The sequence below is a fragment of the Sphingomonas sp. Leaf37 genome (assembly GCF_920939475.1).
In the GTDB taxonomy this organism is placed as follows: domain Bacteria; phylum Pseudomonadota; class Alphaproteobacteria; order Sphingomonadales; family Sphingomonadaceae; genus Sphingomonas.
On sequence record NZ_CAKLAX010000003.1, the window covers coordinates 533,619 to 560,134 of the forward strand.

The window sequence follows — 26,516 nt, forward strand, 5'->3', positions numbered from 1 at the left end:
GCCTTGCCGCGGTATTCCCGAATGTAAGGGGCTCACCTTTCACCCGTCATCCCGGCGGACGCCGGGACCCATGGCCTCGCACCGCTGCTGGCATGCGCAACTACCAACCGTTCGAAACCATTGGTCCCGGCGTTCGCCGGAATGACGGATGGGGGGCGAGCGTCAGGCGTAGATTACTCAGCGCCCTGTTCAGGCGCGTTCAATCCTCGTCCGGCCCTAGGGTCGCATCCAGATCGCGCGGGCGGATGTAGCGGGTCAGCGTCGCGCGGCCGGCCGCCGCGTCGTCCCAGCCGGTGATCGCCAGCGTCATCTCCGCCATCGTCGCAGTCGGGTATTTCTCCTCCACCAGCGTGCGCAGGCCGTCCGCCGCTTCGGGCACCAGCATCAGCACCAGGTCTTCGAGACCGGGATTGTGCCCGACCAGCAGCACTCGATCGGCATCGGCGGGCAGTTCGTGGACGACATCGAGCAACGTCGCGGCGGAGGCGAGATAGATGCGCCGTTCCCATACCGGCGCCAGCTTGCGGCCATAGCCCGCCACCACCGCGTCCAGCGTTTCGCCGACGCGGATCGCGGGAGAGGCGACGATGTGGTCGAACTCCAGCCCCAGATCGCGCAGGTTGCGTCCGACGGTCTGCGCGGCGCGCTTGCCCTTGGCGTTGAGCGGACGGTCGAAATCGCGGGTGACCGGATCGTCCCAGCCGGACTTGGCGTGGCGCAGCAGCGTCAGCGTCTTCAACCGGTCTCTCCGTGCTCGATCGCGGGAGCCGCCTCTTGCCCTATGTCAGTGCTCAAGGAAAGCCGCACCCGCACGCGTTCCACCGCTTCATCAAGCGTGACCCGCGTGATCCCGACGCCGGCGGGAAACGCCGACAGCAACCGCGACGGCATCGCCGCCGACAGCATCACGAAGGCACCACGATCGTCGGCGCGGCGGATCAGGCGACCGAACGCCTGCGCCAACCGCGCCCGGACGATGCGGTCGTCATACGCCGATCCGCCGCCGGCCAGCCGCCGCGCCGCATGGAGCACGCTCGGCTTGGGCCATGGCACGCCCTCCATCACCACCAGCCGCAGCGACGATCCGGGCACGTCGACGCCGTCGCGCAGGGCATCGGTGCCGAGCAGCGAGGCGTGCGGGTCATCGCGGAAGATGTCGACCAAAGTCCCCGTGTCGATCGGATCGACATGCTGCGCGTGGAGCGGCAGCCCCTCGCGCGCCAGCCGGTCGGCGATGCGGCCATGCACGCCGCGCAGCCGCCGGATCGCGGTGAACAGCCCGAGCGTGCCGCCGCCCGCCGCGAGGATCAGCCGGGCGTAGGCGTTGGCGAGCGCGGGCAGGTCGCCGCGCTTGACGTCGGTGACGATCAGCACCTCGGCATGCGCGGGATAGTCGAACGGGCTCTTCGCCTCGAACCGCGACGGGGCGCGGGCGAGATGCGGCGCGCCGACCCGCGCCTCCGCCGTTTCCCAATCGCCGCCGCCGGTCAGCGTCGCGGAAGTGACGAGCGCGCCGTGGGCGGGTTTGAGGACGATCTCGGCGAAGGGCTTGGTGGGGTCGAGCCAGTGGCGGTGAAGGCCGATGTCATACTCCCGCCCCTCTACGCGATCGACCGCGAGCCAGTCGACATGCGCCGGGTCGACCGGGCCGCCGACGCGGGCGAGCAGCGACAGCCACGCCGCGACCGTCTCGGCGCGCCAGCCGATCGAGGCGATCGCGCCCTCGACGCGGGCGCGCGCCGGTGCGTCCATCCAGTCGGGCGCTTCGGCGAGCACCGCCTCCAGCCGGCGGCCGAGCGTCACCAGCGGGCGGACCAAAGCGTCGAGCGCGGCGGCGGCGGGGGCGGCGGCCTCGATCAGTTCGGGCGTCGGTTCGGCGAGTTCGGTCTCGAGGCCGTAGCCGGCATCGCCCGGCTGTTCGGCGCGTGCGTAGGTGAGGCCGCGGACGGCGGCGAGCAGATGCTCGATCGGCCCGAACGGCGCGCCCTCCGCGATGCGGCCGAGCCAGCCGTCGGCAGCGAGGTGGCGCGCCGCCCCGACCGCGTCCTGGATCGCGATGCCGCCCTGTTCGTCGTAGCTCGCGACGTCGGACAACCGCGCCTGCAACCCACGACGCCGGCCGCGACCGCCGCTTTCCGGGCCGAGTATCCAGCGGCGCAGTTCGATCGTCTCCTGGCCCGTCAGCGCGGTGGCGAACATCGAATCGGCGGCTTCGAACAGGTGATGGCCCTCGTCGAAGACGTAGCGGGTCGGGCGGGTCGAGGTTTCGCGACCGCGGGCGGCGTTGACCATGACCAACGCGTGGTTGGCGATCACCACATCGGCTTCGGCGGAGGCGCGGGCGGCACGCTCGATGAAGCATTTCCGGTAATGCGGGCAGCCGGCGTAGACGCATTCGCCGCGCCGGTCGGTCAGCGCGGCGGGGCCGTTGCGGCGGAACAGGGTCGGCAGCCAGCCCGGCAGGTCGCCACCGACCATGTCGCCGTCGCCGCTATATGCCGCCCAGCGTGCGACCAGTTGCGCGAGGATCGCGGCGCGCCCGGCGAACCCGCCCTGCAACGCATCTTCGAGGTTGAGGAGGCAGAGGTAATTTTCGCGGCCCTTGCGCGTCACCACCTTTTGCCGGCGGATCGCGGCGTCCGGGTAGACGCGCTCGGTTTCCTTGGAGAGCTGGCGTTGCAGCGCCTTGGTATAGGTGCTGATCCACACCGCACCGCCGGCACGCTCCGCCCACAGCGAGGCGGGGGCGAGATAGCCCAGGGTCTTGCCGATCCCGGTGCCGGCTTCGGCCAGCACGAGGTTGGGTGAATCGCGCATCGCCCGCGGCGCGAAGGCGTCGGTCGCCGCGGCGGCGAAGGCGCGTTGGCCCAGCCGTTCCTCCGCGCCATGGCCGGTCAGGTCGGCGAGCCGCGCCTCGGCATCGGCGGGCGGGATCGTTGCGGTCAGCGGTGCGGGGCGCGGCGCCTGTTCCTCCCATTCGGGCAGCTTGGCGAACAGCCAGCGTTCGTTGACCTGAGGCTTGGCGAGTAAAGGCCCGATCGCGGGCGCCCATGGCCAGCGCAGGCGGGTGAGCGACTGCGCCGCGGTCCACGCACCCTCGCGCTCGGGCCAGTCGCCCTGCGGCACCGCGAGCAGCGCGGCGGCGGCTTCGCGGAGGAAGGCGGCGACATCCTCGTCCTTGTCCGGCGGCGACAGATCGACCGCGCGCGCGAGCCCCTTCGGCGTCGGCACCGCGAAGCGTGCGGGGTGGAGGAAGGCGAACAATTCGAGCAGGTCGAGCCCCGACAACTCGGGATAGCCGAGCCGCAACCCGACCAGCGGTGCATTGAGGAGCAGCACCGGCGTATCCGCGGCGATGCGGATCGCCTCGCCACGCCCGATCGGCCGCGTTCCCTCTGCATTGGCGATCCAGATACCGCCGTGGCTGGCGTGGATGGCGGGATAGGGGATCACGGGGCCGCTCTTACCGCGGAACGAACCGAAAACACCAGAGCGAGATTACAGGATTCCCGCGCCGCTTACGATCAGATCGGGCAGCGTGATGCTGTGGATGTCGCCCGCCAGCGGTACGATGCGCGTTTCGCGGTAGTCGCCGTCGGCCGGTGTCCAGAATTGATGAACCTGCCGACGTTCCACGTCGACCACCCAATATTCGGGGATGCCGTGTTCGGCGTAGAGGTGCCTCTTGACGCCGAGGTCGGAGCGCACCGTCGATGCCGCGACCTCGATCACGATTCCCGTATCGGCCGCCGCCCAGTAATCGCCCGCTGCATCCGCGCGCGCCACCAACACATCCGGCTCCGGCATATTGTGGGGCGGCAGCGACAGGCTGACATCGGCATAGGCATCGAATTCAGAGCCGATGTCGCGCAACGCGAGCCGCAACCGGAACATCAGTTCGGACTTCAGTCGACCGTGCGGCACGCGTTCGGAATTCACGGTGACCACGACCCCCTCGATCAGTTCGACCCGCTGCAGCGCGAACGCGCCTGCCCCGTCGAGCAGTTCGTAATCCTCGATTCGCAGCTTGAACGGCCGCAGGTCTTCGGGCGCCAGCATGTTCATGGACCGACCTATAGCATTTGCGCTTCGGCGCGCGAAGCGGCAGATGCGCGAGCACTATGACCGATACCGATTTGCGCTCCGCTGCCCTCGACTCCAAGGCCTGGCCGTATGAGGAGGCGCGCAAGCTGTTGAAGCGCTATCCGGATGGGAAGCCCAGCGGCGAGGCGATCCTGTTCGAGACGGGCTATGGGCCTTCGGGGCTGCCGCATATCGGTACGTTCAACGAAGTGCTGCGTACGACGATGGTGCGCAACGCCTTCCATGCGCTGTCGGACCAGCCCACGCGGTTGATCGCGTTCAGCGACGACATGGACGGCCTGCGCAAGGTGCCGGACAACGTGCCGAACGGCGACATGCTGCGCGAACATCTCGGCAAGCCATTGACGCGCATCCCCGATCCGTTCGGCAAGTTCGACAGCTTTGCTGCGCACAACAATGCGATGCTGCGGCAATTCCTCGACCGGTTCGGGTTCGATTACGAATTCGCCTCGTCGACGGAATATTACGAGGGCGGACGGTTCGACGATGCCATCAAGGGGGTGCTGCGGCATTACCAGGGCATCCTCGATGTCATGCTGCCGACGCTGCGTGCCGAGCGGCGCGAGACGTACTCGCCGGTGCTCCCCGTCAGCCCGGTGACGGGCGTGGTGTTGCAGGTGCCGGTCGAGGTCGTCGATGCGGAGGCCGGTACGATCGCTTTCACCGACGAGAGCGGCGAGCGGATCGTGCAGTCGGCGCTGGGCGGCCTTTCCAAGCTGCAATGGAAGGTCGACTGGGCGATGCGCTGGGTCGCGCTGGGCGTCGATTACGAGATGGCGGGCAAGGACCTGATCGATTCGGTGACGCAATCGTCGAAGATCGCGCGCGTCTTGGGTGGTCGTCCGCCGGAGGGGTTCAATTACGAGATGTTCCTCGACGAGAAGGGCGAGAAGATCTCCAAGTCCAAGGGCAACGGCCTGTCGCTGGACCAGTGGCTGACCTATGGCCCGGAGGAAAGCCTGGCGTTCTTCGCCTATCGCGAGCCCAAGAAGGCGAAGTCGCTGCATTTCGGCGTGATCCCGCGCGCGGTCGACGACTACTGGCAGTTCCGCGGCAATTACCCGACGCAGGATATCAAGCAGCGGCTGGGCAACCCGGTGCATCACATCCACGACGGCAAGGTGCCGGAGGCGACGCTGCCGGTGACGTTCGGGCTGTTGCTCAACCTAGTGGGCGTGATGGGCGAGGCGAGCAAGGAGCAGGTCTGGGGCTATCTGCGCAATTACGTCCCGGATGCGACGCCGGAGCGCGATCCCGAGCTCGACCGCCTGATCGACTATGCGCTGGCCTATGCGCGCGATTTCGTCGCACCGACGTTGCAGCGGCGCGCGCCGGAGGGTGTCGAGGTGGACGCCCTGCGGCGGCTGGATGCCGATCTGGCGGCACTGCCCGAGGATGCGAGCGCAGAGGATATCCAGAACGTCGTCTACGAGATCGGCAAGACGGGCGGGTTCGAGAATCTACGTGACTGGTTCAAGGCTTTGTACGAGACGCTGCTGGGGTCGGAGCAGGGGCCGCGGATGGGAAGCTTCATCGCTTTGTATGGCGTGGCGAACAGCCGTCGGTTGATCGGCGAGGCTTTGGCGAAGGTCTGAAGACGGTTGGTGCACGCGGAAACGCGGAGGCGCGGAGATACAGTGCCTGCCGCGACCGCGGCTTTCCTCATCTTCGTTGCAGCTTGAGCGTCGCCCGAGAGGGAAGGTTAAAGCTGCCGCGAGCGCAATCTCCGCGCCTCCGCATCTCCGCGTGAATCCAACTTTCTTTTTTGCGCGCAGAGGCGCGGAGGACGCAGAGAAGATGTGATTGACGCCGGTGTTTCAGCTCTGCCGCTCTCGGTTACGAATTGAAGCTGCCGCGGACTAGATTCTCTGCGCCCTGTGCGCCTCCGCGCGCACCACCGACTTCGCTACCGGAACCACGCCCCTGCCCTCCCGTTACGCTTGCTGCGTTGCAGCAAAGCCGGTTAGGGCAGATTTTATGACATTACGACAGACCGCAGAGGCGCATCCCGGCCTCGTCCACCTTGCGCTGGCGATGGGCGGGTTCGCGATCGGGACCACCGAATTCGCGGCGATGAGCCTGGAGCCCGACCTTGCGCGCGGGCTGGGCATCGATGCGCCGACGGTCGGGCATGTCATTTCAGCTTACGCGCTGGGGGTGGTCGTCGGTGCGCCAACGATCGCTGTGCTGTCGGCGCGGATGTCGCGGCGGACGTTGCTGATCGGGCTGATGGCGCTGTTCGCGATCGGTAATACGCTGTCTGCGCTGGCGCCGAGCTATGGCTGGATGCTGGCGTTCCGGTTCCTCGCCGGACTGCCGCATGGGGCGTATTTCGGGATCGCGTCGCTGGTCGCCGCCTCGCTGGTGCCGGCCGACCGGCGGACGCAGGCGGTCGGGCGGGTCATGCTGGGGCTGACGGTGGCGACGATCGTCGGCGTGCCGTTCGCGACGCTGCTGGGCCAGATCGCGAGCTGGCGCTGGGTGTTCGCGCTGGTCGGCGTGCTGGCGCTGACGACCGCGACATTGGTGGCGTTGCTCGCGCCGATCGACGCGCCCGACCGCAACGCCAGCCCGTTGCGCGAACTCGGCGCCCTCAAGCGCAAGCAGGTGTGGCTGACGCTCGCCACCGGGGCGATCGGGTTCGGCGGGATGTTCGCGGTCTATACCTATCTCGCCTCGACGCTGATGGACGTCACCGGCGTGTCGCCGCGGATGGTGCCGGTGGTGCTGGCGGTGTTCGGCGTGGGCATGACGATCGGCAACCTCGTCGTGCCGCGCTTCGCCGACAAGGCGCTGATGCCGACCGCCGGCGCGCTGCTGCTGTGGTCGGCGGGGGCGCTGGCGCTGTATCCGCTGGCGGCGGGCAATGTGACGACGATGACGCTCGACGTGTTCGCGATCGGGCTGGGCGGCGCGCTCGGCACGGTGTTGCAGACGCGGCTGATGGACGTTGCCGGCGACGCGCAGGCGCTGGCGGCGGCGATGAACCATTCGGCGTTCAACACCGCCAATGCGATCGGGCCGTGGCTGGGCGGGCTGGCGATCGCCGGCGGGCTCGGCTGGACCTCGACCGGCATCGTCGGCTGCGCGCTGGCGCTCGGCGGGCTGGCGATCTGGGCAGTGTCGCTGGCGGTGCAGCGCGGCGGGTTCGGCTTGTCTCGCGGGGCGCAAGCGTTACGCGGGAACGGATGACGACCAAGGTTTCCCGCCGCGGCAGCCACAGCGCGCTCCGCGATTTCCTGCACAGCGAGGCGGCGGGCGGTATCGTCCTGATCGCCGCGGCGGTTTGCGCGATGATCGTCGCCAACCTGCCGGCCACCGCCCACGGCTACGAAGCGCTGCTGCACCACCGGACCGGCCCGGTGCTGGCGCGCGCGCTGGGGCCGATGAGCGTGCATCTGTGGATCAACGACGGGCTGATGGCGCTGTTCTTCCTGCTCGTCGGGCTGGAGATCAAGCGCGAGTTCGTCGACGGGCGGCTCGCCAGCGCCGATCGCCGCCGCCTGCCCTTCATCGCCGCCGTCGCGGGCATGGCGGCGCCGGCGCTCGTCTTCCTGATCGTCGCCGGCGCGGAACCGGGGTTGCAGCCCGGCTGGGCGATCCCCGCCGCGACCGACATCGCCTTTGCGATCGGCGTGCTGGCGTTGCTCGGCAGCCGGGTGCCGTCGGCGGTCAAGCTGCTGCTGACGACCGTGGCGATCGTCGACGACATGGGCGCGGTGGCGATCATCGCGGTGGCCTATACCGAGACGATCCAGGTGCTGAGCCTCGCCGGTGCGGGAGCGGCGCTGGTCGTGCTCTACGTGCTCAACCGGCGGCAGGTGATGGCATTGTGGCCGTATCTTCTGGTCGGTGCGGGCCTGTGGCTGTTCGTGCTGCAATCGGGCATTCATGCGACGATCGCGGGCGTGCTGACCGCGATGCTGATCCCGATCCGCAAGTCCCCCGCAGCACCCGACGACGCGACATCGCCGCTGCATCGGCTGGAGCATGCGTTGCACCCCTGGGTGGCCTTTGCGATCGTGCCGCTGTTCGGATTCGCCAATGCCGGTGTGTCGCTGGCCGGAGCAAGCCTGTCGACGCTCGCCGAGCCTTTGGTGCTCGGCATCGCGCTGGGCCTGTTCCTGGGCAAGCAGTTCGGCATCTTCGGCGCGATCTGGGGCGCGGACCGGCTGGGGATCGCGAGACGACCGGCCGGCGTCAGCTGGATGCAGCTCTACGGCATGGCACTGGTCGCCGGCATCGGCTTTACGATGAGCCTGTTCATCGGCGGGCTGGCGTTCGGCGATCCGGCGCTGATCGAGCGGGTCAAGATCGGCGTACTGGCGGGATCGATCCTCTCGGCGCTTGCGGGGGTTGCGGTGTTGGCGTCGTGCGGGAAAAAGCATGCGCCATGAGGATCTTCAGTCACCCGCTCCAGGCCGCGCACCGGCCGTCGAATGAGTTCCACAACGGCGGTATGACGCCCTATGCCGACGTGCCGGCGCGGCTGCAGATCATGCTGCGCGCGCTCGGGCCGGTCGAGGCGCCGATGGACGCGGGTATGGCGCCGATCCTCGCGGTGCATGACGCGGCCTATTGCCAGGCGCTGCAGGACGTACCGCGGCTGTGGCGCGAGGCGGGGCGGCCGGGGGATGCGATCCCCTACGCCTTTCCGGTGGTGCAGCGGCGTTCGCTAAGCCTGTCGCGGGTCGATGCGCTGCTCGGCGCGCATGCGATGGACACGGTGACGCCGCTGACCGAGGATAGCTGGGCGGCGAGCTATTGGAGCAGCCAGGCGGCGTTGTCCGCCACCGCGGCGGTGCTCGGCGGCGATCGCGCCGCCTTCGCCCTCGCCCGGCCGCCGGGGCATCATGCCGGACGCGATTATTGCGGCGGATACTGCCACCTCAACCATGCCGCGGTCGCGGCGCAGGCGGCGCGCGATGCGGGTGTCGAGCGTGTCGCGATCCTCGACATCGATTATCATCACGGCAACGGGACGCAGGATATCTTCTGGGAGCGTGGCGACGTGTTCTACGCCTCGGTCCACGCCGATCCGGCGACCGACTTCCCCTTCTACTGGGGTCATGCCGACGAGATCGGCGGCGGTACGGGTGAAGGCGCGACGCTCAACCTGCCATTGCCGCACGGCACCACGCTCGACGCGTTCCGCCACGCGCAGGCGACCGCGCTGGCGGCGATCGCCCGCTTCGCGCCGGGACTGCTGGTCGTCAGCTTCGGTGCGGATACGTGGGAGGGCGACCCGATCTCCCGCTTCGCGCTTACCACGCCGAGCTACCGCATGCTCGCGGCCGAGATCGCCGGCTGCGGCTGGCCGACGGTGATCGTGATGGAGGGCGGCTATGCGGTCGACGCGCTCGGTGCCAACGTCGCCAGCTTCCTTGCCGGCTTCTGACGCACCCGACTGGCCCCTGCGGCAGGGGACGCCCGCCTATCGCGCGCTGACGCTGGCGATGCTGTTCGCGGGCTTCTCGACCTTTTCACTGCTGTACTCGGTGCAGCCGCTGCTGCCGCTGTTCGCGGCGGATTACGGGTTGAGCGCGGAGGGCGCGTCGCTGGCGGTGTCGCTCGCGACCGGGCCGCTGGCGATCGGCATCCTGTTCGCCGGCGTCCTGTCGGACCGCATCGGGCGGCGACCGCTGATGGTGTGGGCGATGTTCGTCGCGGGCGCGCTGACGCTCGCCGCCGCGCTGGTGCCGGGGTGGAGCGCGCTGCTCGCGTTGCGACTGCTGACCGGCGTCGCGCTGGCGGGCGTGCCGGCGGTGGCGATGGCCTATGTCGCCGAAGAGGTCGACGTCGCCTCGATCGGCGCGGCGATGGGGCTGTATATCGCCGGCAGCGCGATCGGCGGCATGGGCGGGCGACTGGTCGCGAGCCTCGTCGCCGATGTCGCCGGCTGGCGCTGGGCGTTGGGCAGCGTCGGGCTGGCGGGCGTGGTGATGGCGGAGGCGTTCCGACGGTTGGCGCCGGCGTCGCGCGGCTTCGTCCCCGGCGTGGGCCGCAATCCGCTCGCCGGGATCGCCTCGCTGTTCCGCGACCGGGCCTTGCCGCTGCTCTATGCCGAGGCGTTCCTGCTGATGGGGGGGTTCGTCACCATCTACAATTATGCCGGCTTCCGCCTGCTCGCGCCGCCCTATGGATTGAGCCAGGCGGCGGTGGGCGGCGTGTTCCTGCTCTACATCCTCGGCTCGGCGAGTTCGGCGCTGTTCGGCTCGTTCGCCGGCCGGGTCGGGCGGCGGCGGGTGTTCTGGCTGCCGATCGTGCTGCTGCTCGGCGGCGTCGCGGCGACCGAGGCGCGCTCGCTCGCGGTGGTGATCCTCGGCATCGCGCTGGTGACGGTCGGCTTCTTCGGCGCGCATTCGATCGCGAGCGCCTGGGTCGGACGGCGCGCGCTCGGCAATCGCGGCCAAGGTGCGGCGCTGTACCTGTTCTTCTATTATCTGGGGTCGAGCGTGCTCGGGTCGGCGGGCGGCGTTGCCTGGACGCACGCGGGCTGGCCGGGGGTCGCGGCGTTCTGTCTGGTGCTGGGCGTGATGGCGCTGGCGCTCGGCGTGCTGCTGGCACGCGTCCCGCCGCTCGCCGTGCCGGAGGGGCCGAGCACGGGGCCTGTCGAACCTTAGTCGCGCTCACCCTCACCCTTTCGCGGCTGCGCCGCTCCCTCCTCTCCCATTGGGAGAGGGAAAAGACGCCGAAGGCGGCGCAGGGTGAGGGTGAGGGTGAGGGTGAGGGTGAGGACGATTACCGCGCCGTCGCCTCCACCGGCGGCTGGCCCGCCGAACGCGTCGCCACCGCCTCGACCGCCTCCATCACCCGCAGCACGTTGCCACCCGACAGCTTGGCGAGATCGGCATCGCTCCACCCCCGCCGCACCAGCTCGGCGAACAGCAGCGGATAGCCATCGACACCCGTCATCCCCTGCGGCGCGGTGCCGTTGATCCCGTCGTAATCGCCGCCGAGCCCGACCGCATCATGCCCCGCCACGCGCGCGACATGCTCGACGTGATCGGCGACCTCCTTCACCCCCACGCGCGGCTGCGGATGCGCGGCGTCCCACGCGACCAGCGGCGCCGGGGACTTGGGACCATAGACATCCGCCGCCACGCCGACCGACCTGGCATAAGCGGTCCGCTCCCTGTCCCACGCCCGCCACGCATTCGACAGGAAGGCAGGATAGAAGTTGACCATCACCACCCCGCCCTTCGCCCCGATCGCGGTGAGCAGGTCGTCGGGGATGTTGCGCGGCGCGTCGGTCACCGCGCGCGCGCCGGAATGCGACGCGATCGCCGGCGCGCGCGACACCGCCAGCACGTCGCGCATGGTCGTGTCGGCGACATGGCTGACGTCGACGATCATGCCGATCCGGTTCATCTCCGCCACCACCTGCCGACCGAATGGGTTCAGCCCGCCTGCGCGCGGCGCATCAGTGGAACTGTCCGCCCATTCCAGGCTCTTGCCATGCGTCAGCGTCATATAGCCGACGCCGAGCGCCTTATACTGGCGCAGCACCGCCAGCCGCCCGTCGATCTGATGCCCGCCCTCGACCCCGATCAGCGAGGCGATCCGCCCGGCGCGCTCGACCCGGCGCACGTCGGCGGCGCTGGTCGCCATCTCCAGGTCGCGCGGATGTGCCGCGACGAAGCGGCGGACCACGTCGATCTCCTCCAGCGTCATCTCGACCGCGCGCGGGCCGATCGTATCGGCCGGAATCCACACCTACCAGAATTGCGCGCCGACCCGCCCCTTGCGCAGCCGCGGGATGTCGGTCTGCAACGGATGCGGCAGGACCGCGGTATCGCGCGACAGATCGGGCGCCGGCACCGCCTCGCGCAGCTCCCACGCCAGATCGTTATGACCGTCGATCACGGGGGTGCGCGCCAGCACCCGCTCGACTCGCGCCGCCACCGCGACATCGGACAATTGGGCAGCGAGCAGCAGGGCAAGTATCAGCATGCGGCCAGTGAAGCAGGTTCGCCGCCGGATCGCCAGCCCGCCGCTCGGCTCAACCGAACTTCGCACCGGGATAGCTTTTCTTCCTATTCCTACCGTTATGATGGGATATCTTGATCGTCGGAGGTATCGGATGACGTACCAGGCGCTCAAGGCAGACGAACCGCATTCCGGTGCGACGCTGGGCGAGGCCGTGGACGCGTTGCGCGCCGCCCGTAGCGACTGGCGGGATCGCCAGCAATCGGCGCGCGTTGCCGCCATCTTCCCCTCCCGCGGCGCGATCGAGCGCATCGTCGAACTGCTCGCCGAGGCACTGTACCCGCGCCGGCTCGGCCTTCAGCGCGTCACCCCCGCCGACGAGGACCGCTTCGTCGCCGCGAAGCTCGCCGCCGCCTTCACCGAGCTGGAGCGAGAGATCGGCCACGAACTCGGCTATTGGCAGGCGGAGGCGCGCGCCGCCTTCGACGCCGATCAGGCCGCGACGATCGTCCGCCTGTTCGCCGGCACGCTCGGCGACATCCGCCGGCTGGTCGACAGCGATGTCGAGGCGGCGTTCCTGGGCGATCCCGCCGCGGGCAGCACCGACGAGATCCTCGTCTGCTACCCCGGCGCGATCGCCAGCCTGCATCATCGCATCGCCCACCAGCTGCACGCTCTCGGCGCGCCGATCGTCGCGCGGATGATCTCCGAACTCGCCAACGAACGCACCGGCATCGACATCCATCCCGGCGCGACGATCGGCGAACGCTTCTTCATCGACCACGGCACGGGCGTCGTGATCGGCGAAACCGCGATCGTCGGCAGCGGCGTGCGGCTGTACCAGCACGTCACCTTGGGCGCGCGCAGTCCCCTGGGCGCCGCCCGCCGCTCCCCGCGCGAACGCTTCGCCCGCCACCCGATCGTCGGCGACGACGTGGTGATCTATGCCGGCGCGACGATCCTCGGCCGCGTCCACATCGGCGCCGGCGCGACGATCGGCGGCAACGTCTGGCTGCTGACCGACGTGCCGCCCGGCGGCGTCGTGGTGCAGCCGGAGGCGGATTTGCTCGCGCCCTCCGCCGGCCATGCGTTGCGCGATACGCTCGTCCAGGCGGTGGTGTGATGGGCCAGAGCCTGCATCCCGAACGCCGGCCGGTGATCGGCGTCCTCTGCTGCAACGAAGTCGCGGACCGCCCGGTGCAGGTCGTCGCCAGCCGCTTCGTCGAACCGCTCACCCGGCTGGCGAACGCGACCGTGCTGCTGGTGCCGGCGATGCCCGACACCGCCGACGTGGCGACGCTGTCGGCGATCCTCGACGGGCTGCTGCTGACCGGATCGCGCTCGCATGTCGCGCCCTGGCGCTACGGCGGCGCGCCGCTGCCCGAGGGGCAGATCGTCGACGAACCGCGCGATCAGGTCGCCCTCGCGCTCGCCGGGCGGATGATCGAGGCGGGCAAGCCCGTCTTCGGCATCTGCCGCGGGTTACAGGAGATCAACGTGCTGTTCGGCGGATCGCTCTGCGCCGCCGAACATGCCGAGCGCCACCATCGCGGCGCGTGGGAGGGCGATTACGATTCGCTGTTCCACCACGGCCACGATGTCGAGCTGAGCGCCTGCGGGCGGCTGGCCGACGCGACCGGCGCAACGCGGATGCGGGTCAACTCGGTGCACCAGCAGGGGATCGACCGCCTGGGCGGCGGCCTGTCGGTAGAGGCGGTCGCAGCGGACGACGGCCTGATCGAGGCGGTATCGGCACGCCCCTGCGGCGCGGACGTGCTCGGCGTGCAATGGCATCCCGAATGGGACGCCGGCACCGCCCCCGCCAGCCGCGCCTTTTTCTCGCTGATCGGTGCCGGCCTGCGGGGCGGCAGCGACCAAGGTTCAACACGGAGGACTGCATGAAGATCGTCATTCTGGCACCGGCGCTCGCGCTTGCCGCCCTGAGCCTTGCCGCCTGCGGTTCGAAGACGGACACCGGCAACAACATCACCGCCACCGACACGCTGACGCTCAACGAGGAGGGCGACGCCGGCTTGGCGAACAGCGATGCGTTCGAGGCAACGGGCAACGACCTGATCGTCGACAATGGCGCAGCTGCGGAGAATCTGATCGCCCCCGTGGAGGGCAACGCGCTCTAATCATCCGGTTTCATGGACACGCCGGGTTTAAGCTCCCTGGGCGTAGACTGGCGGCTCGATCATGCTGGGATCGGGCCGCTTTTTTATGGTTTTGCGTAAGAGCGCGGGGAAGCCCTCATGACGCACAATCGCTGGCGTTTCGCGCTTTACTTGGCGACCGGCTCGCTTCAGCATCGGCGTTAGGGGGGATTCGATGAGCGCGATCACCATCATGCTGGCCGCCCTGCTCGTGCAAAGCGCGCCGCCGCCGGCCGCGATCCCACAGGAGCAGCCGGTTTCCAACGATATCGTCGTCACCGCTCTTCCGGATATCGACGCGGAGGATTCCTTGGTCAGCAAACAGACGCTGGGCAGCGCGCGCACCGGCAGCGCGGTCGGCAGTCGTACGGTCTTCGATCGGGCGCAATTATGGGCGAAATGCGCGTCGGAACCGGCATCCCCCACCAGGATCGCCTATCTCCGCCAGATATTCGGCACGCGCACGAACAGCACCAAACAAGCCTTCGCATTCCAGCGGCTGGCGCAGCTTACCCTTGCATGTGCTCCCGATCCACAGGCCGCGCTTGGCGGTCGCATAACCGGCAATCCTTACTACGATCGCGGCGCCCTGACGATCGAGGTAATGAAGCGAATCGATCCACGATTGACGTTGACGCGAAAACAGACCGGCGATCCGGTGGTCCAAGCCCGTTTCAATGCGCGGGAGACGCCGCTTGCGAAGTTCCGGCTTCCAGTGGACGTGCGCTACTTCGAAACGGCCGTTTGCTTCGTACGGCTGCAACCCGAATTATCGATGCAACTTGCACTGACCGACAAGCCCCTCGACACCGTTCGCCGGCTGGAGGCTGCCATCGTCAATCGGGCGAAAATCTGCGTCGGCAACGCCCGGCGCGTATATTTCGACGGCGTACAATTCCGGTTCTATATTGCCGATGCGGCCTATCGCTGGGCTCTGGCGACACGCGGGGTCGATAGCCTGTTGCCGGAATGACGCCATGTTCGCCGATCGTCGGCCATGTGACGCCGAAGGGCGTGCAACCCCGGGGTTGCACGCCCGCCAGGATCAGAGCTTTTCCGTCAGTTCCGGCACGATCTTGAACAGGTCGCCGACCAGGCCGATGTCCGCGACCTGAAAGATCGGGGCATCCTCATCCTTGTTGATCGCGACGATGACCTTGCTGTCCTTCATGCCGGCAAGATGCTGGATCGCACCGGAAATACCGACCGCGACATAGACTTCCGGCGCGACGATCTTGCCGGTCTGGCCGACCTGATAATCGTTCGGCGCATAGCCGGCATCGACCGCCGCACGGCTCGCACCGACACCCGCACCCAGCTTGTCGGCGAGCGGATCGATCAGCGCGTGGAACTGCTCGCCCGACCCGAGCGCACGCCCGCCCGACACGATGATCTTCGCGCTGGTCAACTCCGGGCGCGCATTCTCGGCGATCTCCGACCCGACGAAGGTCGACACGCCGGTCTCGCCCTTCGACGCGACCGCCTCGATCTCACCCGAGCCACCCTCGGTCGCTGCCTTTTCGAAGGCGGTGCCGCGGACGGTGATGACCTTCTTGGCGTCCGACGTCTGCACCGTCGCGATCGCATTGCCGGCGTAGATCGGCCGCGTGAACGTATCCTCGGCTTCAACCGACAGGATGTCGCTGATCTGCATCACGTCGAGCAATGCGGCGACGCGCGGCGCGACGTTCTTGCCGGTGGTGGTCGACGGCGCGACGAAGGCATCGTGATGCCCCATCAGCTCGACGACCAGCGGCGCGACGTTCTCGGCGAGCGCATGCGCATAGGCCGCATCGTCGGCGACGTGGACCTTGCCTACGCCGGCGATCTTCGCCGCCGCCTGCGCGACGCCGTCGACGCCCTGGCCGGCGACGAGCAGGTGCACCTCACCCAGCTTCGACGCGGCAGTCACCGCGGCGAGCGTGGCATCCTTGACGGACGTGCCGTCGTGTTCGACCCAGACGAGCGTCTTCACTTCGCAATCCCCATCGCATGCAGCTTCATGACGAGTTCGTCGACATCGGCGACCTTGACGCCCGCCTGGCGCTTGCCCGGCTCGACGACCTTCAGCGTGGTCAGGCGCGCGGTGACGTCGACGCCGTAATCGGCGGCGGTCTTCTGCGCCATCGGCTTCGACTTCGCCTTCATGATGTTGGGCAGCGAGGCGTAGCGCGGCTCGTTCAGACGCAGATCGGTCGTGACGATCGCCGGCAGGTTGAACTTGTCGGTTTCCAGACCGCCATCGACTTCGCGCGTCACGGTGACATCGGTGTCGGTGAGCTCGACCTTGGACGCGAACGTCCCCTGTCCCCAGCCGAGCAGACCTGCCAGCATCTGGCCGGTCTGGTTGTTGTCGTCGTCGATCGCCTGCTTGCCGAGGATCACGAGACTCGGCTGTTCCTCCTCGACGATCTTCGCGAGGATCTTGGCGACGCCAAGCGGCTCGACCCTGGTGTCCGACACTACGAGAATGGCGCGATCGGCACCCATCGCCAGCGCGGTCCGCAGCGTTTCCTGCGCCTTCTGCTCGCCGATCGAGATGACGACGATCTCGGTGACGCCCTTGTCCTTCAGGCGGATGGCTTCCTCGACCGCGATTTCGTCGAACGGGTTCATCGACATCTTGACGTTGGCCAGGTCGACGCCCGAACCGTCCGCCTTCACGCGGGGCTTCACGTTATAGTCAAGCACGCGCTTGACCGGCACCAGCACCTTCATCAGCTTCCTTCCGATTGCGCCTCCGACGCCATTTTCCGGCGTCGTATCGGCGGGTCACATGGCTATTTTCCGCGGTTTTCGCAAGTCCGGTACGGAAAATGCCGCTTGCCGTAACGGCATCTGTCTTACTCAAACGAATCGGGCCCGGACATGATGCCCGAGCCCGCAAAAATTTCCATCTCTTCCTCCCCCCCGGGGGGGAGGTGAGTTGACGTGACCAACGGACCTCGCCGCCTGCGAAAACGCCCCCTCCGTCAGCTTCGCTGCCACCTCCCCCGCTCAAGCGAGGGAGGACTTGGCAAATTCGGCCCTCCCAGTCCTCCCCCGCGAGGGGGAGGTGGCGCGGCGAAGCCGTGACGGAGGGGGAGGTGAGCGACGCACTTGGTCGTTCGCGGAAACGCCCCCTCCACCACCGCTTCGCGCGGGAGGAATGAAGAGGTTACGCCGCCTTCTGCACCTCGGCGACGATCTTCTTCGCCGCATCGCCCAGGTCGTTCGCGGGAACGATCGCGAGGCCGGAGTTGGCGAGGATGTCCTTGCCGGCCTGCACGTTGGTGCCTTCCAGACGGACGACCAGCGGCACCGACAAATTCACTTCCTTCGCCGCGGCGACGATGCCCTCGGCGATGATGTCGCACTTCATGATGCCGCCGAAGATGTTGACCAGAATGCCCTTCACCGCGGGATCGGCGAGGATGATCTTGAACGCCGCGGTCACCTTCTCCTTGTTGGCGCCGCCGCCGACGTCGAGGAAGTTAGCCGGGAACATGCCGTTCAGCTTGATGATGTCCATCGTCGCCATCGCGAGGCCGGCACCGTTGACCATGCAGCCGATGTCGCCGTCGAGCTTGATGTAGGCGAGGTCGTACTTCGACGCCTCCAGCTCCATCGCGTCCTCTTCGGTGGTGTCGCGCAGCTCCATCAGGTCCTTGTGACGGAACATCGCATTGCCGTCGAAGGCGACCTTCGCGTCGAGCACCATCAGCTTGCCGTCGTCGGTCACGGCGAGCGGGTTGATCTCGATCTGCTCGGCATCGGTGCCGAGGAACGCGTCGTACAGCTTCGATGCGACATTGGCGGCCTGCTTGGCGAGGTCGCCGGTCAGTTCCAGTGCGGCAGCGACGGCACGGCCGTGGTGCGGCTGGAACCCCGTCGCTGCGTCGATGTCGATCGACAGGATCTTCTCGGGTGTGTCGTGCGCCACCGTTTCGATGTCCATGCCGCCCTCGGTCGAAGCGACCATCGACACACGACCGGTCGCGCGATTGACGAGCAGCGCGAGGTAGAATTCCTTGGCGATGTCGACGCCGTCGGTCACGTACAGGCGGTTGACCTGCTTGCCCGCGTCACCCGTCTGGATGGTGACGAGCGTGTTGCCGAGCATGTCGGTCGCCGCCGCGCGAACCTCGTCGGCGGTCTTGGCGAGGCGGACGCCGCCCTTGGCGTCGGGGCCGAGTTCCTTGAACTTGCCCTTGCCGCGGCCACCCGCGTGAATCTGCGCCTTCACGACGTAGAGCGGTCCGGGCAGCTTCCCGGTGGCGGCGACGGCTTCCTCGACGCTCATCGCGGCGAAGCCGGCGGGGACGGGGACGCCGAACTTGGCGAGCAGTTCCTTGGCTTGATATTCGTGGATGTTCATGGCCTGCCTCGCGTTATGCTATAAAGAGGAGATTGAGCCGCCTTTTGCACAGGCGGCGCGGCGAATCCACCCTGAACTGATCCGGGGTTCATTCGTTATTGCAAACGCATCGCATTAGACGGAACCTGCATGTCCTGGCCGTACGGCATCCTCCTCTTCCTCGTGACCGTGATCGGTATGGAGGGCTTCGCCTATGCCGCGCACCGTTGGGTGATGCACGGCTGGGGCTGGTTTCTGCACGCGAGCCACCACACCCGGCGTCACGGCAATTGGGAGCTGAACGACCTGTACGCCGTGATTTTCGCGGTGCCGTCGTTCATCCTGCTGCTCGGCGGCGTGCAGCTCGGCTGGTGGCCGGGGTTCGCGTGGATCGGCGCAGGGATCGCGGCCTATGGCGCGATCTACTTCGGATTCCACGACATCATCGTGCATCAGCGCATTCCAACGCGCTACCTGCCCAAGTCCGCCTATATGAAGCGCATCGTCCAGGCGCATCGCCTGCATCACGTCGTCGAGACACGCGAGGGCAACGTCAGCTTCGGTTTCCTCGTCGCGCCCCGCCCGGAGGATCTGAAGGCCGAATTGAAGCGTCGCGGCCGACGGGGTGTCCGAGCGCCGGAAACAGGGCCGGGGCCAGGCAAGGCGTTGGCAGAAAAGTAACCATTGGCGTGGCATCCGTCGCGCTATGGAACAGCCGATCTTCACCCCGCCGTACGAACCCGTCGATTTGACCGACGATTCGCGTCAGGCACTCCGCAAGGCGGTGAAGATGCGCGCGCATTTGCGCGACCGCGGGCAAACCCGGTTCGAGATCGAGGTCACCGACCTGTCGCTGTCGGGCTTCCGTGCCGAGACGAGCTTCACCCTGTGGCCGGGCACCGTCGTGTGGCTGACGCTGCCGGGCCTCGCCGGACTGGAAGCCGTGGTCGCATGGCGCGACAAGTTCAAATACGGCTGCGCCTTCGCCAAGCCGCTTCACCCCGCGGTGTTCGAACATATTATCGCGCTGTCGCAGCGTTAAGCGCGGCTACGTCCGCGCTGGTGCGCGGCACGCGCAAACCTGCGACCGGACGGCGGGTCGGCTCACCGAACCCGTCCGACGGCGGCTTTGCCGTCGTCGCTGATCGATCTCGTCATCGACAATCACCCGTCATTGCGAGCGCAGCGAAGCTATGACGTGGGGGGAATGGCCAACGACGCCGGCAAAGCCGCCGTCAGGCGGGCCGCGCTCGGGCGCGCCCGCTGACTGTGACGGGTGCTGCGCTTCGCGCGTCGGGGCGGACGTGGCAGCCCCTCCCCCCGTCAGTCGAAAAGGCTCGACACCGACGTCTCATCCGCGATCCGCTTGATCGCCTCGCCGAGTAGCGGCGCGATCGGCAGATGCCGGATCCGCCCGGACTTGCCGATCGACTCGTGATTCCCGATCGAATCGGTGATCACCAGCTCACGCAACGCCGACCCCTCGACACGCGCCACCGCGCCGCCCGACAGAACGCCATGCGTCACATAGGCGACGACATCCTCCGCCCCCGCCTCGCGCAACGCCGCCGCCGCGTTGCACAATGTCCCCGCCGAATCGACGATATCGTCGATCAGGATGCAGAACCGGCCTTCGACGTCGCCGATGATGTTCATCACCTCCGACTCGCCGGCACGCTCACGCCGCTTGTCGACGATCGCGAGCGGGGCGTTATCGAGCCGCTTCGCCAGCTGGCGGGCGCGCACCACGCCGCCGACGTCGGGCGAAACGACCATCATGTTCTTGCCCTTGAACCGCGCGTTGATGTCCGCCGACATCACCGGCGCGGCATAGAGGTTGTCGGTCGGGATATCGAAGAAACCCTGGATCTGCCCCGCGTGCAGATCGACCGACAGCACGCGGTCCGCGCCGGCGACGGTGATGAGGTTGGCCACCAGCTTGGCCGAGATCGGCGTCCGCGGGCCCGGCTTCCGGTCCTGTCGCGCATAGCCCATGTACGGGATCACCGCGGTGATGCGGCGCGCCGACGACCGCTTCAGCGCATCGATGATGATGAGCATTTCCATGAGGTTGTCGTTCGCCGGAAAGCCGGTCGACTGCAGCACGAACACGTCCTCGCCGCGCACGTTTTCCTGGATCTCGACGAAGATCTCCTCGTCGGCGAAGCGGCGGACCAGCGCATCGGTCAGCGGAATCTCGAGGTACGCCGCGATCTCCCGCGCCAGCGGAAGGTTCGAATTGCCGGTTATCAGTTTCATCGCGCTTGGCTCCGCCCCATCGATGGTGCGCGCCTTAGAGCCACCGTCACAAAACCGAAAGCTTCATCGGACACGCACGGTCCGCATCCGGTCCACCTTGTTCGCGAGCGGTCCACTGACTAGGCGCGTGGCATGACCGTCACCACCCGCTTCGCCCCTTCCCCCACCGGCAGCCTGCATGTCGGCAACATCCGGGCGGCGCTGCACAATTGGATGTTCGCGCACGCGCAGGGCGGCCGGTTCGTGCTCCGCATCGACGATACCGATGCCGAGCGATCGGAAGAGCGGTTCGTCGACGGCATCCGCGCCGACCTCGGCTGGCTGGGCCTCGATCCCGATCTGGAGGTGCGCCAGTCGGAGCGATTCGCGCTCTATCAGGTGCGGTTCGATGCGCTGGTCGCCGCCGGTCGCATCTATCCTGCGTATGAAACCGCGCAGGAACTGGATCTCAAGCGCAAGATCCTGCTCGGTCGCGGCTTGCCGCCGGTGTACGATCGCGCCGCACTGTCGCTGTCGCAAGCCGATCGTGCGCAGCTGGAGGCGGACGGCGTCCGCCCGCACTGGCGCTTCAGGCTCGACCACGACGCCCCGATCGCATGGGACGATCTGATCCGCGGGCCCCAGGCGTTCGATGCGAAGACGATGAGCGACCCCGTCGTCCGCCGCGCCGACGGATCCTGGCTCTATATGCTCCCGTCTGCGATCGACGACGCCGATCTCGGTATCACCCATGTCGTCCGCGGCGAGGATCACGTCTCCAACACCGCGCTGCAATTGCAGATGTTCGAAGCGATGGGGGTGCCCGCACCGCGCTTCGCGCACGAGGCATTGCTGACCGGCGCGGAGGGCAAATTGTCGAAGCGCCTCGGCTCGCTGGGCGTGGAGCATTTCCGCGAACAGGGGATCGAGCCGCAGGCGGTGATCGCGCTGCTCGCCCGGATCGGCACCAGCGACCCGGTCGAGCCGATGGTCGATCCCGCGCCGCTGATCTCCGCGTTCGACTTCACCCGCTTCGGCCGGGCACCGGCCCGGTTCGACGAAGCGGAACTGGCGCAGGTCAACGCCCGGATCATCCACCAACTGCCCCATATCCGCGTCGCGGACCGGCTGCCGACCGGCATGGGCGGTGCGGAATGGGATGCGGTGCGCCCCAATCTGTCGCGGATCGCAGAGGCGGCGGACTGGTGGCGCGTGATCGAGGGACCGGTCGATGCCCCGGCGTTCGATGACGACACGCGAGCCTATCTGGCGCAGGCCGCGTCAGTGGCGGCAGCGATCGACTGGGCCGGCGACCCCTGGCACGCGCTCACCGACGCGCTGAAACAGGAGACCGGCCGCAAGGGCAAGGCGCTGTTCCTGCCGCTGCGACAGGCCCTGACCGGGTTGGATCACGGCCCGGACATGGCAGCGCTGCTGCCGCTGATCGGCCGCGAGCGGACGGTGGGGCGGTTGTCCGCCTGATCGTCATTGCCATGAGATTAGATACTTGACGTCGTAACGTTACAACGTACCATTCACCTCCTCAAGGAGACGCAATCGAGTCGAACACGAACAGGAGACGGATCATGTACGCAGACCGCCACGCCCAGCCGACCCGTTTCAACCCCGGTGGCCTCACCGCCGCCATCGCGATCAACGCGGGGCTGGTCGCTGCATTGATGTTCGCCGGGCCGACGATCCTGCCGGGCGATCCCGTCCGTATCCTCGAGACCACCAACATTCCGATCGATCAGCCTCCTCCCGAACCACCCACGCCGCAGCCGAGAACGGAAGAGGTCGTCGCCAACCGCCCGACCGAAACGATCGTCGCCCCGAACCCGATCGTACCCACGCCATCCACGTCCGACCTCGTCACCACCACGACGATCGTCCCGACACCGCCGCTGACTCCGATCATCGGCAGCGATCCCGGTCCGGTCGTCATCGCGACACCCGCGCCGCTGCCCCCGCTGCCCCCGCTGATCGCGCCGCAGGTCGATCCCCGTTACGCCAGCGCCTTTCAGCCGACCTATCCGCCGGCAGAGCGCCGCGCCAACCGCGACGGCCGCGTCACCGTTCGCGTGCTGGTCGGCATCGACGGCCGCGTGAAGCAGATCGAGCGCGTCACCGCGACCAGCGACGCCTTCTGGCAGGTGACGCAGGACCGGGCGCTCCGGTCGTGGCGCTTCAAGCCCGCCACCCGCGGCGACGTTCCGGTCGAGGCGTGGCGGACGATGTCCCTGACCTTCCGCATGGAGGATGCGGGCTGAGGAGGCGGGCTGAGGAGGCAGGCTGAGGAGGCAGGGGCGAAAGGTCGCCGAGCAGGAGGGGCCGAGCCACCGTCCGCATCTCATGTGCTCCCGCGAAAGCGGGAGCACATCGGGCGACACATGCCGAAGACCCCATCCCCGTAACCGGGCAATACGTGCCCGCCTTGAACAACGCCCCCCCCCGGAAAACGCGCGGGTGCGGTGGCAACGATGGTGGTCGGGACGGGCGGCACGCCACCGCCACGTCAGCCGAACCAGCCCTGCGGCCTCCGCCCGCAACGATGAAGGCAGAAGTCGACGCGCCAGGGCGCCGATCATCCATCCACCACAGACCACTGGCCTAGCCGCCCCCGCCCCCCTACATTCGCCGTCATGCAGTTCTTCAGCCGCTTTTCGCCGGTCCGCGCCTACAGGGACCTGCGCCTGTTCCTCAGCGGACGTCAGCCGTACGAACTCGGCTTTCTGGTGCTGGCGATGGGGGTCACCGGCTTCTTCGTCTACGCGTTCATGCGCAACGACATTCCGCCCGAACCCTATTCCCCGAACATCATCTATTTCAACAACTACCGCGCCGACCGCACGGATGCGCAGATCAAGGCGCAGCAGGAGATCGACAAGGTCGAACAGGACAAGCGCATCGCTGCCCAGAAGGCGCGCGAGGAGAAGTTGCGCAGCCAGTTCAAGCAGGTCGACGACGCGATGAGCAAGTGGGGCCTGTAGCCGACGACGGGCGCTGGATGGGTGTCGCGCTCGCGCTCGGCGAGCGGACGCGCGGGCGGACCTGTCCCAATCCCAACGTCGGCTGCGTCGTCGTTCGTGCGGGCGTCGTCGTCGGTCGTGGCGCCACCCAGCCCGGCGGTCGCCCCCATGCCGAGGCCATGGCGCTGGCGCAGGCCGGCGAGCGCGCGCGCGGCGCGACGGTCTATACGACGCTGGAACCCTGCGCCCATGTCTCCACCCGTGGTCCCGCCTGCGCCGACCTGCTGATCGCCGCCGGCGTAGCCCGCGTGGTGATCGCGCTCGGCGACCCCGACCCGCGCACGGATCGCATCGGCGCCGCTCGCCTGCGTGATGCCGGCATCGCCGTGACGATCGGCACCCGCGCTGCGGAGGCGACGCGCAGCATGGCGGGTTTCCTCACCCGCCAACGCCTCGGCCGCCCGTTCGTGACGCTGAAACTCGCTACCTCGCTCGACGGCTGCATCGCACTGGCGGACGGCACCAGCCGCTGGATCACCGGTCCACAGGCCCGCGCCCACGCCCATCTCGAACGCAGCCGCCACGACGCGATCCTCGTCGGCCGCGGCACGTGGGAGGTGGACGAGCCCAGCCTCGACGTACGGCTGCCCGGACTGGAAGATCGCAGCCCCATGCGGGTCATCCTGTCCTCTCACCCTTCCTCATCCCTCTCCCGGCGGGAGAGGGAGGGAGCATCGGAGGCGCGGAAGGGTGAGGGTGAGCGCGACGCACTCTGGATCACCGCCCCCAACGACATCGCCACCCTCCCCGCCGATCACCTCCTGATCGAAGGGGGCGCCGCCACCGCCGCCGCCTTCCTCCACGCCGACCTCGTCGACCGCCTCCTGCTCTACCGCGCGCCGATCCTGATCGGCGGCGGCAAGCATGCCATCGGCGCCATCGGCCTCGCCGATCTCGGCACGGCACACGGACGCTGGCGGCTGCACGATGCGCGGCAGCTTGGCACCGATCGATGTGAGGTCTACGAGCGCAGCCCATGTTCACCGGCATAGTCAGCGATATCGGCACCATCGACTCGGTCGATCACCGTGGCGATACCCGCATCCGCATCGCCACCGCCTACGACACCGACACCGTCGACCTCGGCGCGTCGATCGCCTGTTCGGGTGTCTGCCTCACCGTCGTCGACAAGGGACCGGCATGGTTCGACGTGCAGGTGTCGGGCGAAACGATCAGCCGCACCGCACGTGACCAGTGGACCGCGGGCCGCAAGCTCAACCTCGAACGCGCGATGAAGCTGGGCGACGAACTCGGCGGCCATATCGTCACCGGCCATGTCGACGGCATCGCCGAAGTGCTGTCGATCGTGCCTACAGGCGAATCGCATCGGATCGGCTTCGCCGTCCCCGCCGCGCTCGCGCCCTTCATCGCGCCCAAGGGCTCGATCACGATCGACGGCGTGTCGCTCACCGTCAACACGGTCGAGGATCGCGGCGATACGACGCACTTCACCGTGAACCTGATCCCCCACACCCAGGCGGTCACCACGCTCGGCACCCTGCAACAGGGCCAGGCAGTGAATATCGAAATCGACGTCCTCGCCCGCTATCTGCAACGCATGGAGCATTACCGTGGCCGCTAAGCCGGAACTCGCCCGCCTGAGGCACGCCTTCCTGTCGTCGCCCGAAGAGATCATCGACGAGGCGCGTAACGGCCGGATGTTCATCCTGGTCGACGACGAGGATCGCGAGAACGAAGGAGACCTGGTGATCCCGGCGCAAATGGCGACGCCCGAAAAGATCAACTTCATGGCCAAGCACGGCCGCGGGCTGGTCTGCCTCGCGCTCACCAAGTCACGCGTCGAGGAACTCGGCCTGTCGCTGATGAGCCGCAACAACGGCACCCGTTACGAAACCGCCTTCACCACCTCGATCGAGGCGCGCGACGGCGTCACCACCGGCATCTCCGCCGCCGACCGCGCGCGCACCGTCGCGGTGGCGATCGATTCGTCCAAATCGCGCGACGAGATCGTGACGCCCGGCCACGTCTTCCCGCTGGTCGCGCGCGACGGCGGCGTGCTGGTGCGCACCGGCCATACCGAAGCGGCGGTCGACGTGTCGCGGCTCGCCGGCCTCAACCCCTCGGGCGTGATCTGCGAGATCATGAACGAGGACGGCACGATGGCGCGCCTCGACGACCTCGTCACCTTCGCGCAATTCCACAATCTCAAGATCGGCACGATCCGCGATCTGATCGCCTATCGCCGCCGCTACGACCATCTCGTCGAAAAACGCGCCGAAGCCCGCTTCGTCAGCGAATGGGGCGGCGAATGGACCGCGCTCACCTATTGGAACAAGGCGACCGGCAGCGAACAGATCGCGCTGGTCAAGGGCAAGGTCGATCCCGCCAAGCCGACGCTCGTCCGCATGCACGCGCTGTCCCCCTTCGCCGACATCTTCGGCGAGGGCGGCGACCGCGCCGGCCTGCTCCGCCGCTCGATGGAGATCATCGCGGACGAAGGCGCCGGCGTCATCGTCGTCATCAACCGCCCCCGCCCCGACCAGTTCACCGTCGCGCTGCAGGCGAAGGCCGGCACGCTGCCGAAGGAGGACATGGAAGAGCTGCGCGATTACGGCGTCGGCGCGATGATCCTGACCGAATTGGGCGTCGAGGAAATGGTCCTCCTTACCAACACCCACCACACGCTGGTCGGCCTCGACGGCTACGGCCTGTCGATCGTCGGCGAACGCGCGATCGAAACGCCGGAAGATACGGGAGCCTGAC

The 26,516-nt window shown here is 67.9% G+C and carries 27 protein-coding genes; 17 read left to right on the plus strand and 10 right to left on the minus strand.

The window, feature by feature from the left end; genetic code table 11:
* Positions 1–199: 199 nt before the first annotated feature.
* The 3 genes from LRA87_RS12205 to LRA87_RS12215 are packed head-to-tail and all read right to left on the minus strand — an operon-like array spanning position 200 to position 4,065.
* Positions 200–739, minus strand: a complete 540-nt coding sequence (locus LRA87_RS12205; protein WP_230631733.1) for a SixA phosphatase family protein — start codon at positions 737–739, stop codon at positions 200–202.
* A complete protein-coding gene (locus LRA87_RS12210; RefSeq protein ID WP_230631734.1) occupies positions 736–3,453 on the minus strand; it encodes an ATP-dependent DNA helicase in 2,718 nt (905 codons plus the stop codon). The genes LRA87_RS12205 and LRA87_RS12210 overlap by 4 nt, the downstream gene beginning before the upstream one ends.
* A gap of 45 nt (positions 3,454–3,498) precedes the next feature.
* The gene (locus tag LRA87_RS12215; RefSeq protein ID WP_230631735.1) at positions 3,499–4,065 is read right to left on the minus strand and encodes a Uma2 family endonuclease; all 567 of its coding nucleotides are present in this window, start codon (positions 4,063–4,065) and stop codon (positions 3,499–3,501) included.
* 56 nt (positions 4,066–4,121) lie between these two features.
* Between LRA87_RS12215 and LRA87_RS12220 the strand changes: the two genes are divergently transcribed.
* From LRA87_RS12220 to LRA87_RS12240, 5 genes are all read left to right on the plus strand, one after another.
* On the plus strand, positions 4,122–5,699 hold the full coding sequence (locus tag LRA87_RS12220) for a lysine--tRNA ligase (protein ID WP_230631736.1): 1,578 nt from the start codon (positions 4,122–4,124) through the stop codon (positions 5,697–5,699).
* Between the two features lie 382 nt (positions 5,700–6,081).
* On the plus strand, positions 6,082–7,296 hold the full coding sequence (locus LRA87_RS12225) for an MFS transporter (protein ID WP_230631737.1): 1,215 nt from the start codon (positions 6,082–6,084) through the stop codon (positions 7,294–7,296).
* Complete coding sequence (gene nhaA / locus LRA87_RS12230; RefSeq protein WP_230631738.1) at positions 7,293–8,501, plus strand: Na+/H+ antiporter NhaA; 1,209 nt, start codon at positions 7,293–7,295, stop codon at positions 8,499–8,501. The genes LRA87_RS12225 and nhaA overlap by 4 nt, the downstream gene beginning before the upstream one ends.
* The gene (locus LRA87_RS12235) at positions 8,498–9,502 is read left to right on the plus strand and encodes a histone deacetylase family protein (RefSeq protein WP_230631739.1); all 1,005 of its coding nucleotides are present in this window, start codon (positions 8,498–8,500) and stop codon (positions 9,500–9,502) included. Before nhaA ends, LRA87_RS12235 begins: the two co-directional genes overlap by 4 nt.
* Positions 9,489–10,727 carry an MFS transporter gene (locus LRA87_RS12240; RefSeq protein WP_230631740.1) on the plus strand — a complete coding sequence of 413 codons (1,239 nt, stop codon included), beginning with the start codon at positions 9,489–9,491 and terminating at the stop codon, positions 10,725–10,727. Before LRA87_RS12235 ends, LRA87_RS12240 begins: the two co-directional genes overlap by 14 nt.
* 118 nt (positions 10,728–10,845) lie before the next feature.
* On the opposite strand, the gene LRA87_RS12245 is transcribed toward LRA87_RS12240, so the two are convergent.
* Both LRA87_RS12245 and LRA87_RS18450 read right to left on the minus strand, forming a co-directional pair.
* Positions 10,846–11,820: a dipeptidase gene (locus LRA87_RS12245; RefSeq protein WP_329958595.1), complete on the minus strand. Its 975-nt coding sequence runs from the start codon at positions 11,818–11,820 to the stop codon at positions 10,846–10,848.
* Complete coding sequence (locus LRA87_RS18450) at positions 11,821–12,057, minus strand: membrane dipeptidase (RefSeq protein ID WP_329958596.1); 237 nt, start codon at positions 12,055–12,057, stop codon at positions 11,821–11,823.
* Between the two features lie 130 nt (positions 12,058–12,187).
* Here LRA87_RS18450 and epsC point away from each other — a divergent pair, with 130 nt between their 5' ends.
* The 3 genes from epsC to LRA87_RS12260 are packed head-to-tail and all read left to right on the plus strand — an operon-like array spanning position 12,188 to position 14,171.
* Positions 12,188–13,156: a serine O-acetyltransferase EpsC gene (gene epsC, locus LRA87_RS12250; RefSeq protein ID WP_230631741.1), complete on the plus strand. Its 969-nt coding sequence runs from the start codon at positions 12,188–12,190 to the stop codon at positions 13,154–13,156.
* Positions 13,156–13,935, plus strand: coding sequence for a gamma-glutamyl-gamma-aminobutyrate hydrolase family protein (locus LRA87_RS12255; protein WP_230631742.1), 780 nt, complete (start codon positions 13,156–13,158; stop codon positions 13,933–13,935). The genes epsC and LRA87_RS12255 overlap by 1 nt, the downstream gene beginning before the upstream one ends.
* Positions 13,932–14,171 (plus strand): hypothetical protein, encoded by a 240-nt coding sequence (locus tag LRA87_RS12260; protein ID WP_230631743.1) that lies wholly within the window; start codon positions 13,932–13,934, stop codon positions 14,169–14,171. The genes LRA87_RS12255 and LRA87_RS12260 overlap by 4 nt, the downstream gene beginning before the upstream one ends.
* A gap of 27 nt (positions 14,172–14,198) precedes the next feature.
* Here the strand turns inward: LRA87_RS12260 and LRA87_RS12265 are convergent, their stop codons facing one another.
* Positions 14,199–14,384: a hypothetical protein gene (locus tag LRA87_RS12265; RefSeq protein WP_230631744.1), complete on the minus strand. Its 186-nt coding sequence runs from the start codon at positions 14,382–14,384 to the stop codon at positions 14,199–14,201.
* Between LRA87_RS12265 and LRA87_RS12270 the strand changes: the two genes are divergently transcribed.
* Positions 14,383–15,162: a hypothetical protein gene (locus tag LRA87_RS12270; protein ID WP_230631745.1), complete on the plus strand. Its 780-nt coding sequence runs from the start codon at positions 14,383–14,385 to the stop codon at positions 15,160–15,162. The genes LRA87_RS12265 and LRA87_RS12270 overlap by 2 nt on opposite strands.
* Before the next feature lie 72 nt (positions 15,163–15,234).
* Here the strand turns inward: LRA87_RS12270 and LRA87_RS12275 are convergent, their stop codons facing one another.
* The 3 genes from LRA87_RS12275 to sucC form a co-directional block, all read right to left on the minus strand.
* The gene (locus LRA87_RS12275) at positions 15,235–16,164 is read right to left on the minus strand and encodes an electron transfer flavoprotein subunit alpha/FixB family protein (protein ID WP_230631746.1); all 930 of its coding nucleotides are present in this window, start codon (positions 16,162–16,164) and stop codon (positions 15,235–15,237) included.
* Complete coding sequence (locus tag LRA87_RS12280; RefSeq protein ID WP_230631747.1) at positions 16,161–16,907, minus strand: electron transfer flavoprotein subunit beta/FixA family protein; 747 nt, start codon at positions 16,905–16,907, stop codon at positions 16,161–16,163. Before LRA87_RS12280 ends, LRA87_RS12275 begins: the two co-directional genes overlap by 4 nt.
* A gap of 439 nt (positions 16,908–17,346) precedes the next feature.
* Positions 17,347–18,546, minus strand: coding sequence for an ADP-forming succinate--CoA ligase subunit beta (sucC, locus tag LRA87_RS12285; RefSeq protein ID WP_230631748.1), 1,200 nt, complete (start codon positions 18,544–18,546; stop codon positions 17,347–17,349).
* A 129-nt stretch (positions 18,547–18,675) separates the two neighbouring features.
* Here sucC and LRA87_RS12290 point away from each other — a divergent pair, with 129 nt between their 5' ends.
* Both LRA87_RS12290 and LRA87_RS12295 read left to right on the plus strand, forming a co-directional pair.
* A complete protein-coding gene (locus LRA87_RS12290; protein ID WP_230631749.1) occupies positions 18,676–19,206 on the plus strand; it encodes a sterol desaturase family protein in 531 nt (176 codons plus the stop codon).
* A gap of 25 nt (positions 19,207–19,231) precedes the next feature.
* Positions 19,232–19,567 carry a PilZ domain-containing protein gene (locus tag LRA87_RS12295; protein WP_230631750.1) on the plus strand — a complete coding sequence of 112 codons (336 nt, stop codon included), beginning with the start codon at positions 19,232–19,234 and terminating at the stop codon, positions 19,565–19,567.
* A gap of 281 nt (positions 19,568–19,848) precedes the next feature.
* Here LRA87_RS12295 and LRA87_RS12300 read toward each other — a convergent pair whose 3' ends face one another.
* Positions 19,849–20,784: a ribose-phosphate pyrophosphokinase gene (locus LRA87_RS12300; RefSeq protein WP_230631751.1), complete on the minus strand. Its 936-nt coding sequence runs from the start codon at positions 20,782–20,784 to the stop codon at positions 19,849–19,851.
* 132 nt (positions 20,785–20,916) lie between these two features.
* On the opposite strand from LRA87_RS12300, the gene LRA87_RS12305 reads away from it, so the two are divergent.
* From LRA87_RS12305 to ribB, 6 genes are all read left to right on the plus strand, one after another.
* Positions 20,917–22,245, plus strand: a complete 1,329-nt coding sequence (locus tag LRA87_RS12305) for a glutamate--tRNA ligase (protein ID WP_230631752.1) — start codon at positions 20,917–20,919, stop codon at positions 22,243–22,245.
* A 104-nt stretch (positions 22,246–22,349) separates the two neighbouring features.
* Positions 22,350–23,033, plus strand: a complete 684-nt coding sequence (locus LRA87_RS12310) for an energy transducer TonB (protein ID WP_230631753.1) — start codon at positions 22,350–22,352, stop codon at positions 23,031–23,033.
* Positions 23,034–23,405: 372 nt separating this feature from the next.
* On the plus strand, positions 23,406–23,753 hold the full coding sequence (locus LRA87_RS12315) for a hypothetical protein (protein ID WP_230631754.1): 348 nt from the start codon (positions 23,406–23,408) through the stop codon (positions 23,751–23,753).
* Positions 23,754–23,770: 17 nt separating this feature from the next.
* A complete protein-coding gene (gene ribD / locus LRA87_RS12320) occupies positions 23,771–24,784 on the plus strand; it encodes a bifunctional diaminohydroxyphosphoribosylaminopyrimidine deaminase/5-amino-6-(5-phosphoribosylamino)uracil reductase RibD (RefSeq protein ID WP_230632276.1) in 1,014 nt (337 codons plus the stop codon).
* Positions 24,769–25,374 carry a riboflavin synthase gene (locus tag LRA87_RS12325; RefSeq protein ID WP_230631755.1) on the plus strand — a complete coding sequence of 202 codons (606 nt, stop codon included), beginning with the start codon at positions 24,769–24,771 and terminating at the stop codon, positions 25,372–25,374. Before ribD ends, LRA87_RS12325 begins: the two co-directional genes overlap by 16 nt.
* A complete protein-coding gene (ribB, locus tag LRA87_RS12330) occupies positions 25,364–26,515 on the plus strand; it encodes a 3,4-dihydroxy-2-butanone-4-phosphate synthase (RefSeq protein WP_230631756.1) in 1,152 nt (383 codons plus the stop codon). Before LRA87_RS12325 ends, ribB begins: the two co-directional genes overlap by 11 nt.
* The last annotated feature ends 1 nt before the right edge of the window (position 26,516 follow it).

What these genes read in the sequence shown, in the direction of transcription:
- LRA87_RS18450 (WP_329958596.1), bottom strand. Translation starts at nt 12,057, where the DNA reads ATGCTGATACTTGCCCTGCTGCTCGCTGCCCAATTGTCCGATGTCGCG.
- LRA87_RS12220 (WP_230631736.1), top strand. Translation starts at nt 4,122, where the DNA reads ATGACCGATACCGATTTGCGCTCCGCTGCCCTCGACTCCAAGGCCTGG.
- LRA87_RS12310 (WP_230631753.1), top strand. Translation starts at nt 22,350, where the DNA reads ATGTACGCAGACCGCCACGCCCAGCCGACCCGTTTCAACCCCGGTGGC.
- nhaA (WP_230631738.1), top strand. Translation starts at nt 7,293, where the DNA reads ATGACGACCAAGGTTTCCCGCCGCGGCAGCCACAGCGCGCTCCGCGAT.
- LRA87_RS12315 (WP_230631754.1), top strand. Translation starts at nt 23,406, where the DNA reads ATGCAGTTCTTCAGCCGCTTTTCGCCGGTCCGCGCCTACAGGGACCTG.
- epsC (WP_230631741.1), top strand. Translation starts at nt 12,188, where the DNA reads ATGACGTACCAGGCGCTCAAGGCAGACGAACCGCATTCCGGTGCGACG.
- LRA87_RS12270 (WP_230631745.1), top strand. Translation starts at nt 14,383, where the DNA reads ATGCTGGCCGCCCTGCTCGTGCAAAGCGCGCCGCCGCCGGCCGCGATC.
- ribD (WP_230632276.1), top strand. Translation starts at nt 23,771, where the DNA reads ATGGGTGTCGCGCTCGCGCTCGGCGAGCGGACGCGCGGGCGGACCTGT.
- LRA87_RS12235 (WP_230631739.1), top strand. Translation starts at nt 8,498, where the DNA reads ATGAGGATCTTCAGTCACCCGCTCCAGGCCGCGCACCGGCCGTCGAAT.
- LRA87_RS12280 (WP_230631747.1), bottom strand. Translation starts at nt 16,907, where the DNA reads ATGAAGGTGCTGGTGCCGGTCAAGCGCGTGCTTGACTATAACGTGAAG.
- LRA87_RS12265 (WP_230631744.1), bottom strand. Translation starts at nt 14,384, where the DNA reads ATGATGGTGATCGCGCTCATCGAATCCCCCCTAACGCCGATGCTGAAG.
- sucC (WP_230631748.1), bottom strand. Translation starts at nt 18,546, where the DNA reads ATGAACATCCACGAATATCAAGCCAAGGAACTGCTCGCCAAGTTCGGC.
- LRA87_RS12225 (WP_230631737.1), top strand. Translation starts at nt 6,082, where the DNA reads ATGACATTACGACAGACCGCAGAGGCGCATCCCGGCCTCGTCCACCTT.
- LRA87_RS12305 (WP_230631752.1), top strand. Translation starts at nt 20,917, where the DNA reads ATGACCGTCACCACCCGCTTCGCCCCTTCCCCCACCGGCAGCCTGCAT.
- LRA87_RS12295 (WP_230631750.1), top strand. Translation starts at nt 19,232, where the DNA reads ATGGAACAGCCGATCTTCACCCCGCCGTACGAACCCGTCGATTTGACC.
- LRA87_RS12215 (WP_230631735.1), bottom strand. Translation starts at nt 4,065, where the DNA reads ATGAACATGCTGGCGCCCGAAGACCTGCGGCCGTTCAAGCTGCGAATC.
- LRA87_RS12255 (WP_230631742.1), top strand. Translation starts at nt 13,156, where the DNA reads ATGGGCCAGAGCCTGCATCCCGAACGCCGGCCGGTGATCGGCGTCCTC.
- LRA87_RS12300 (WP_230631751.1), bottom strand. Translation starts at nt 20,784, where the DNA reads ATGAAACTGATAACCGGCAATTCGAACCTTCCGCTGGCGCGGGAGATC.
- LRA87_RS12290 (WP_230631749.1), top strand. Translation starts at nt 18,676, where the DNA reads ATGTCCTGGCCGTACGGCATCCTCCTCTTCCTCGTGACCGTGATCGGT.
- LRA87_RS12325 (WP_230631755.1), top strand. Translation starts at nt 24,769, where the DNA reads ATGTTCACCGGCATAGTCAGCGATATCGGCACCATCGACTCGGTCGAT.
- LRA87_RS12260 (WP_230631743.1), top strand. Translation starts at nt 13,932, where the DNA reads ATGAAGATCGTCATTCTGGCACCGGCGCTCGCGCTTGCCGCCCTGAGC.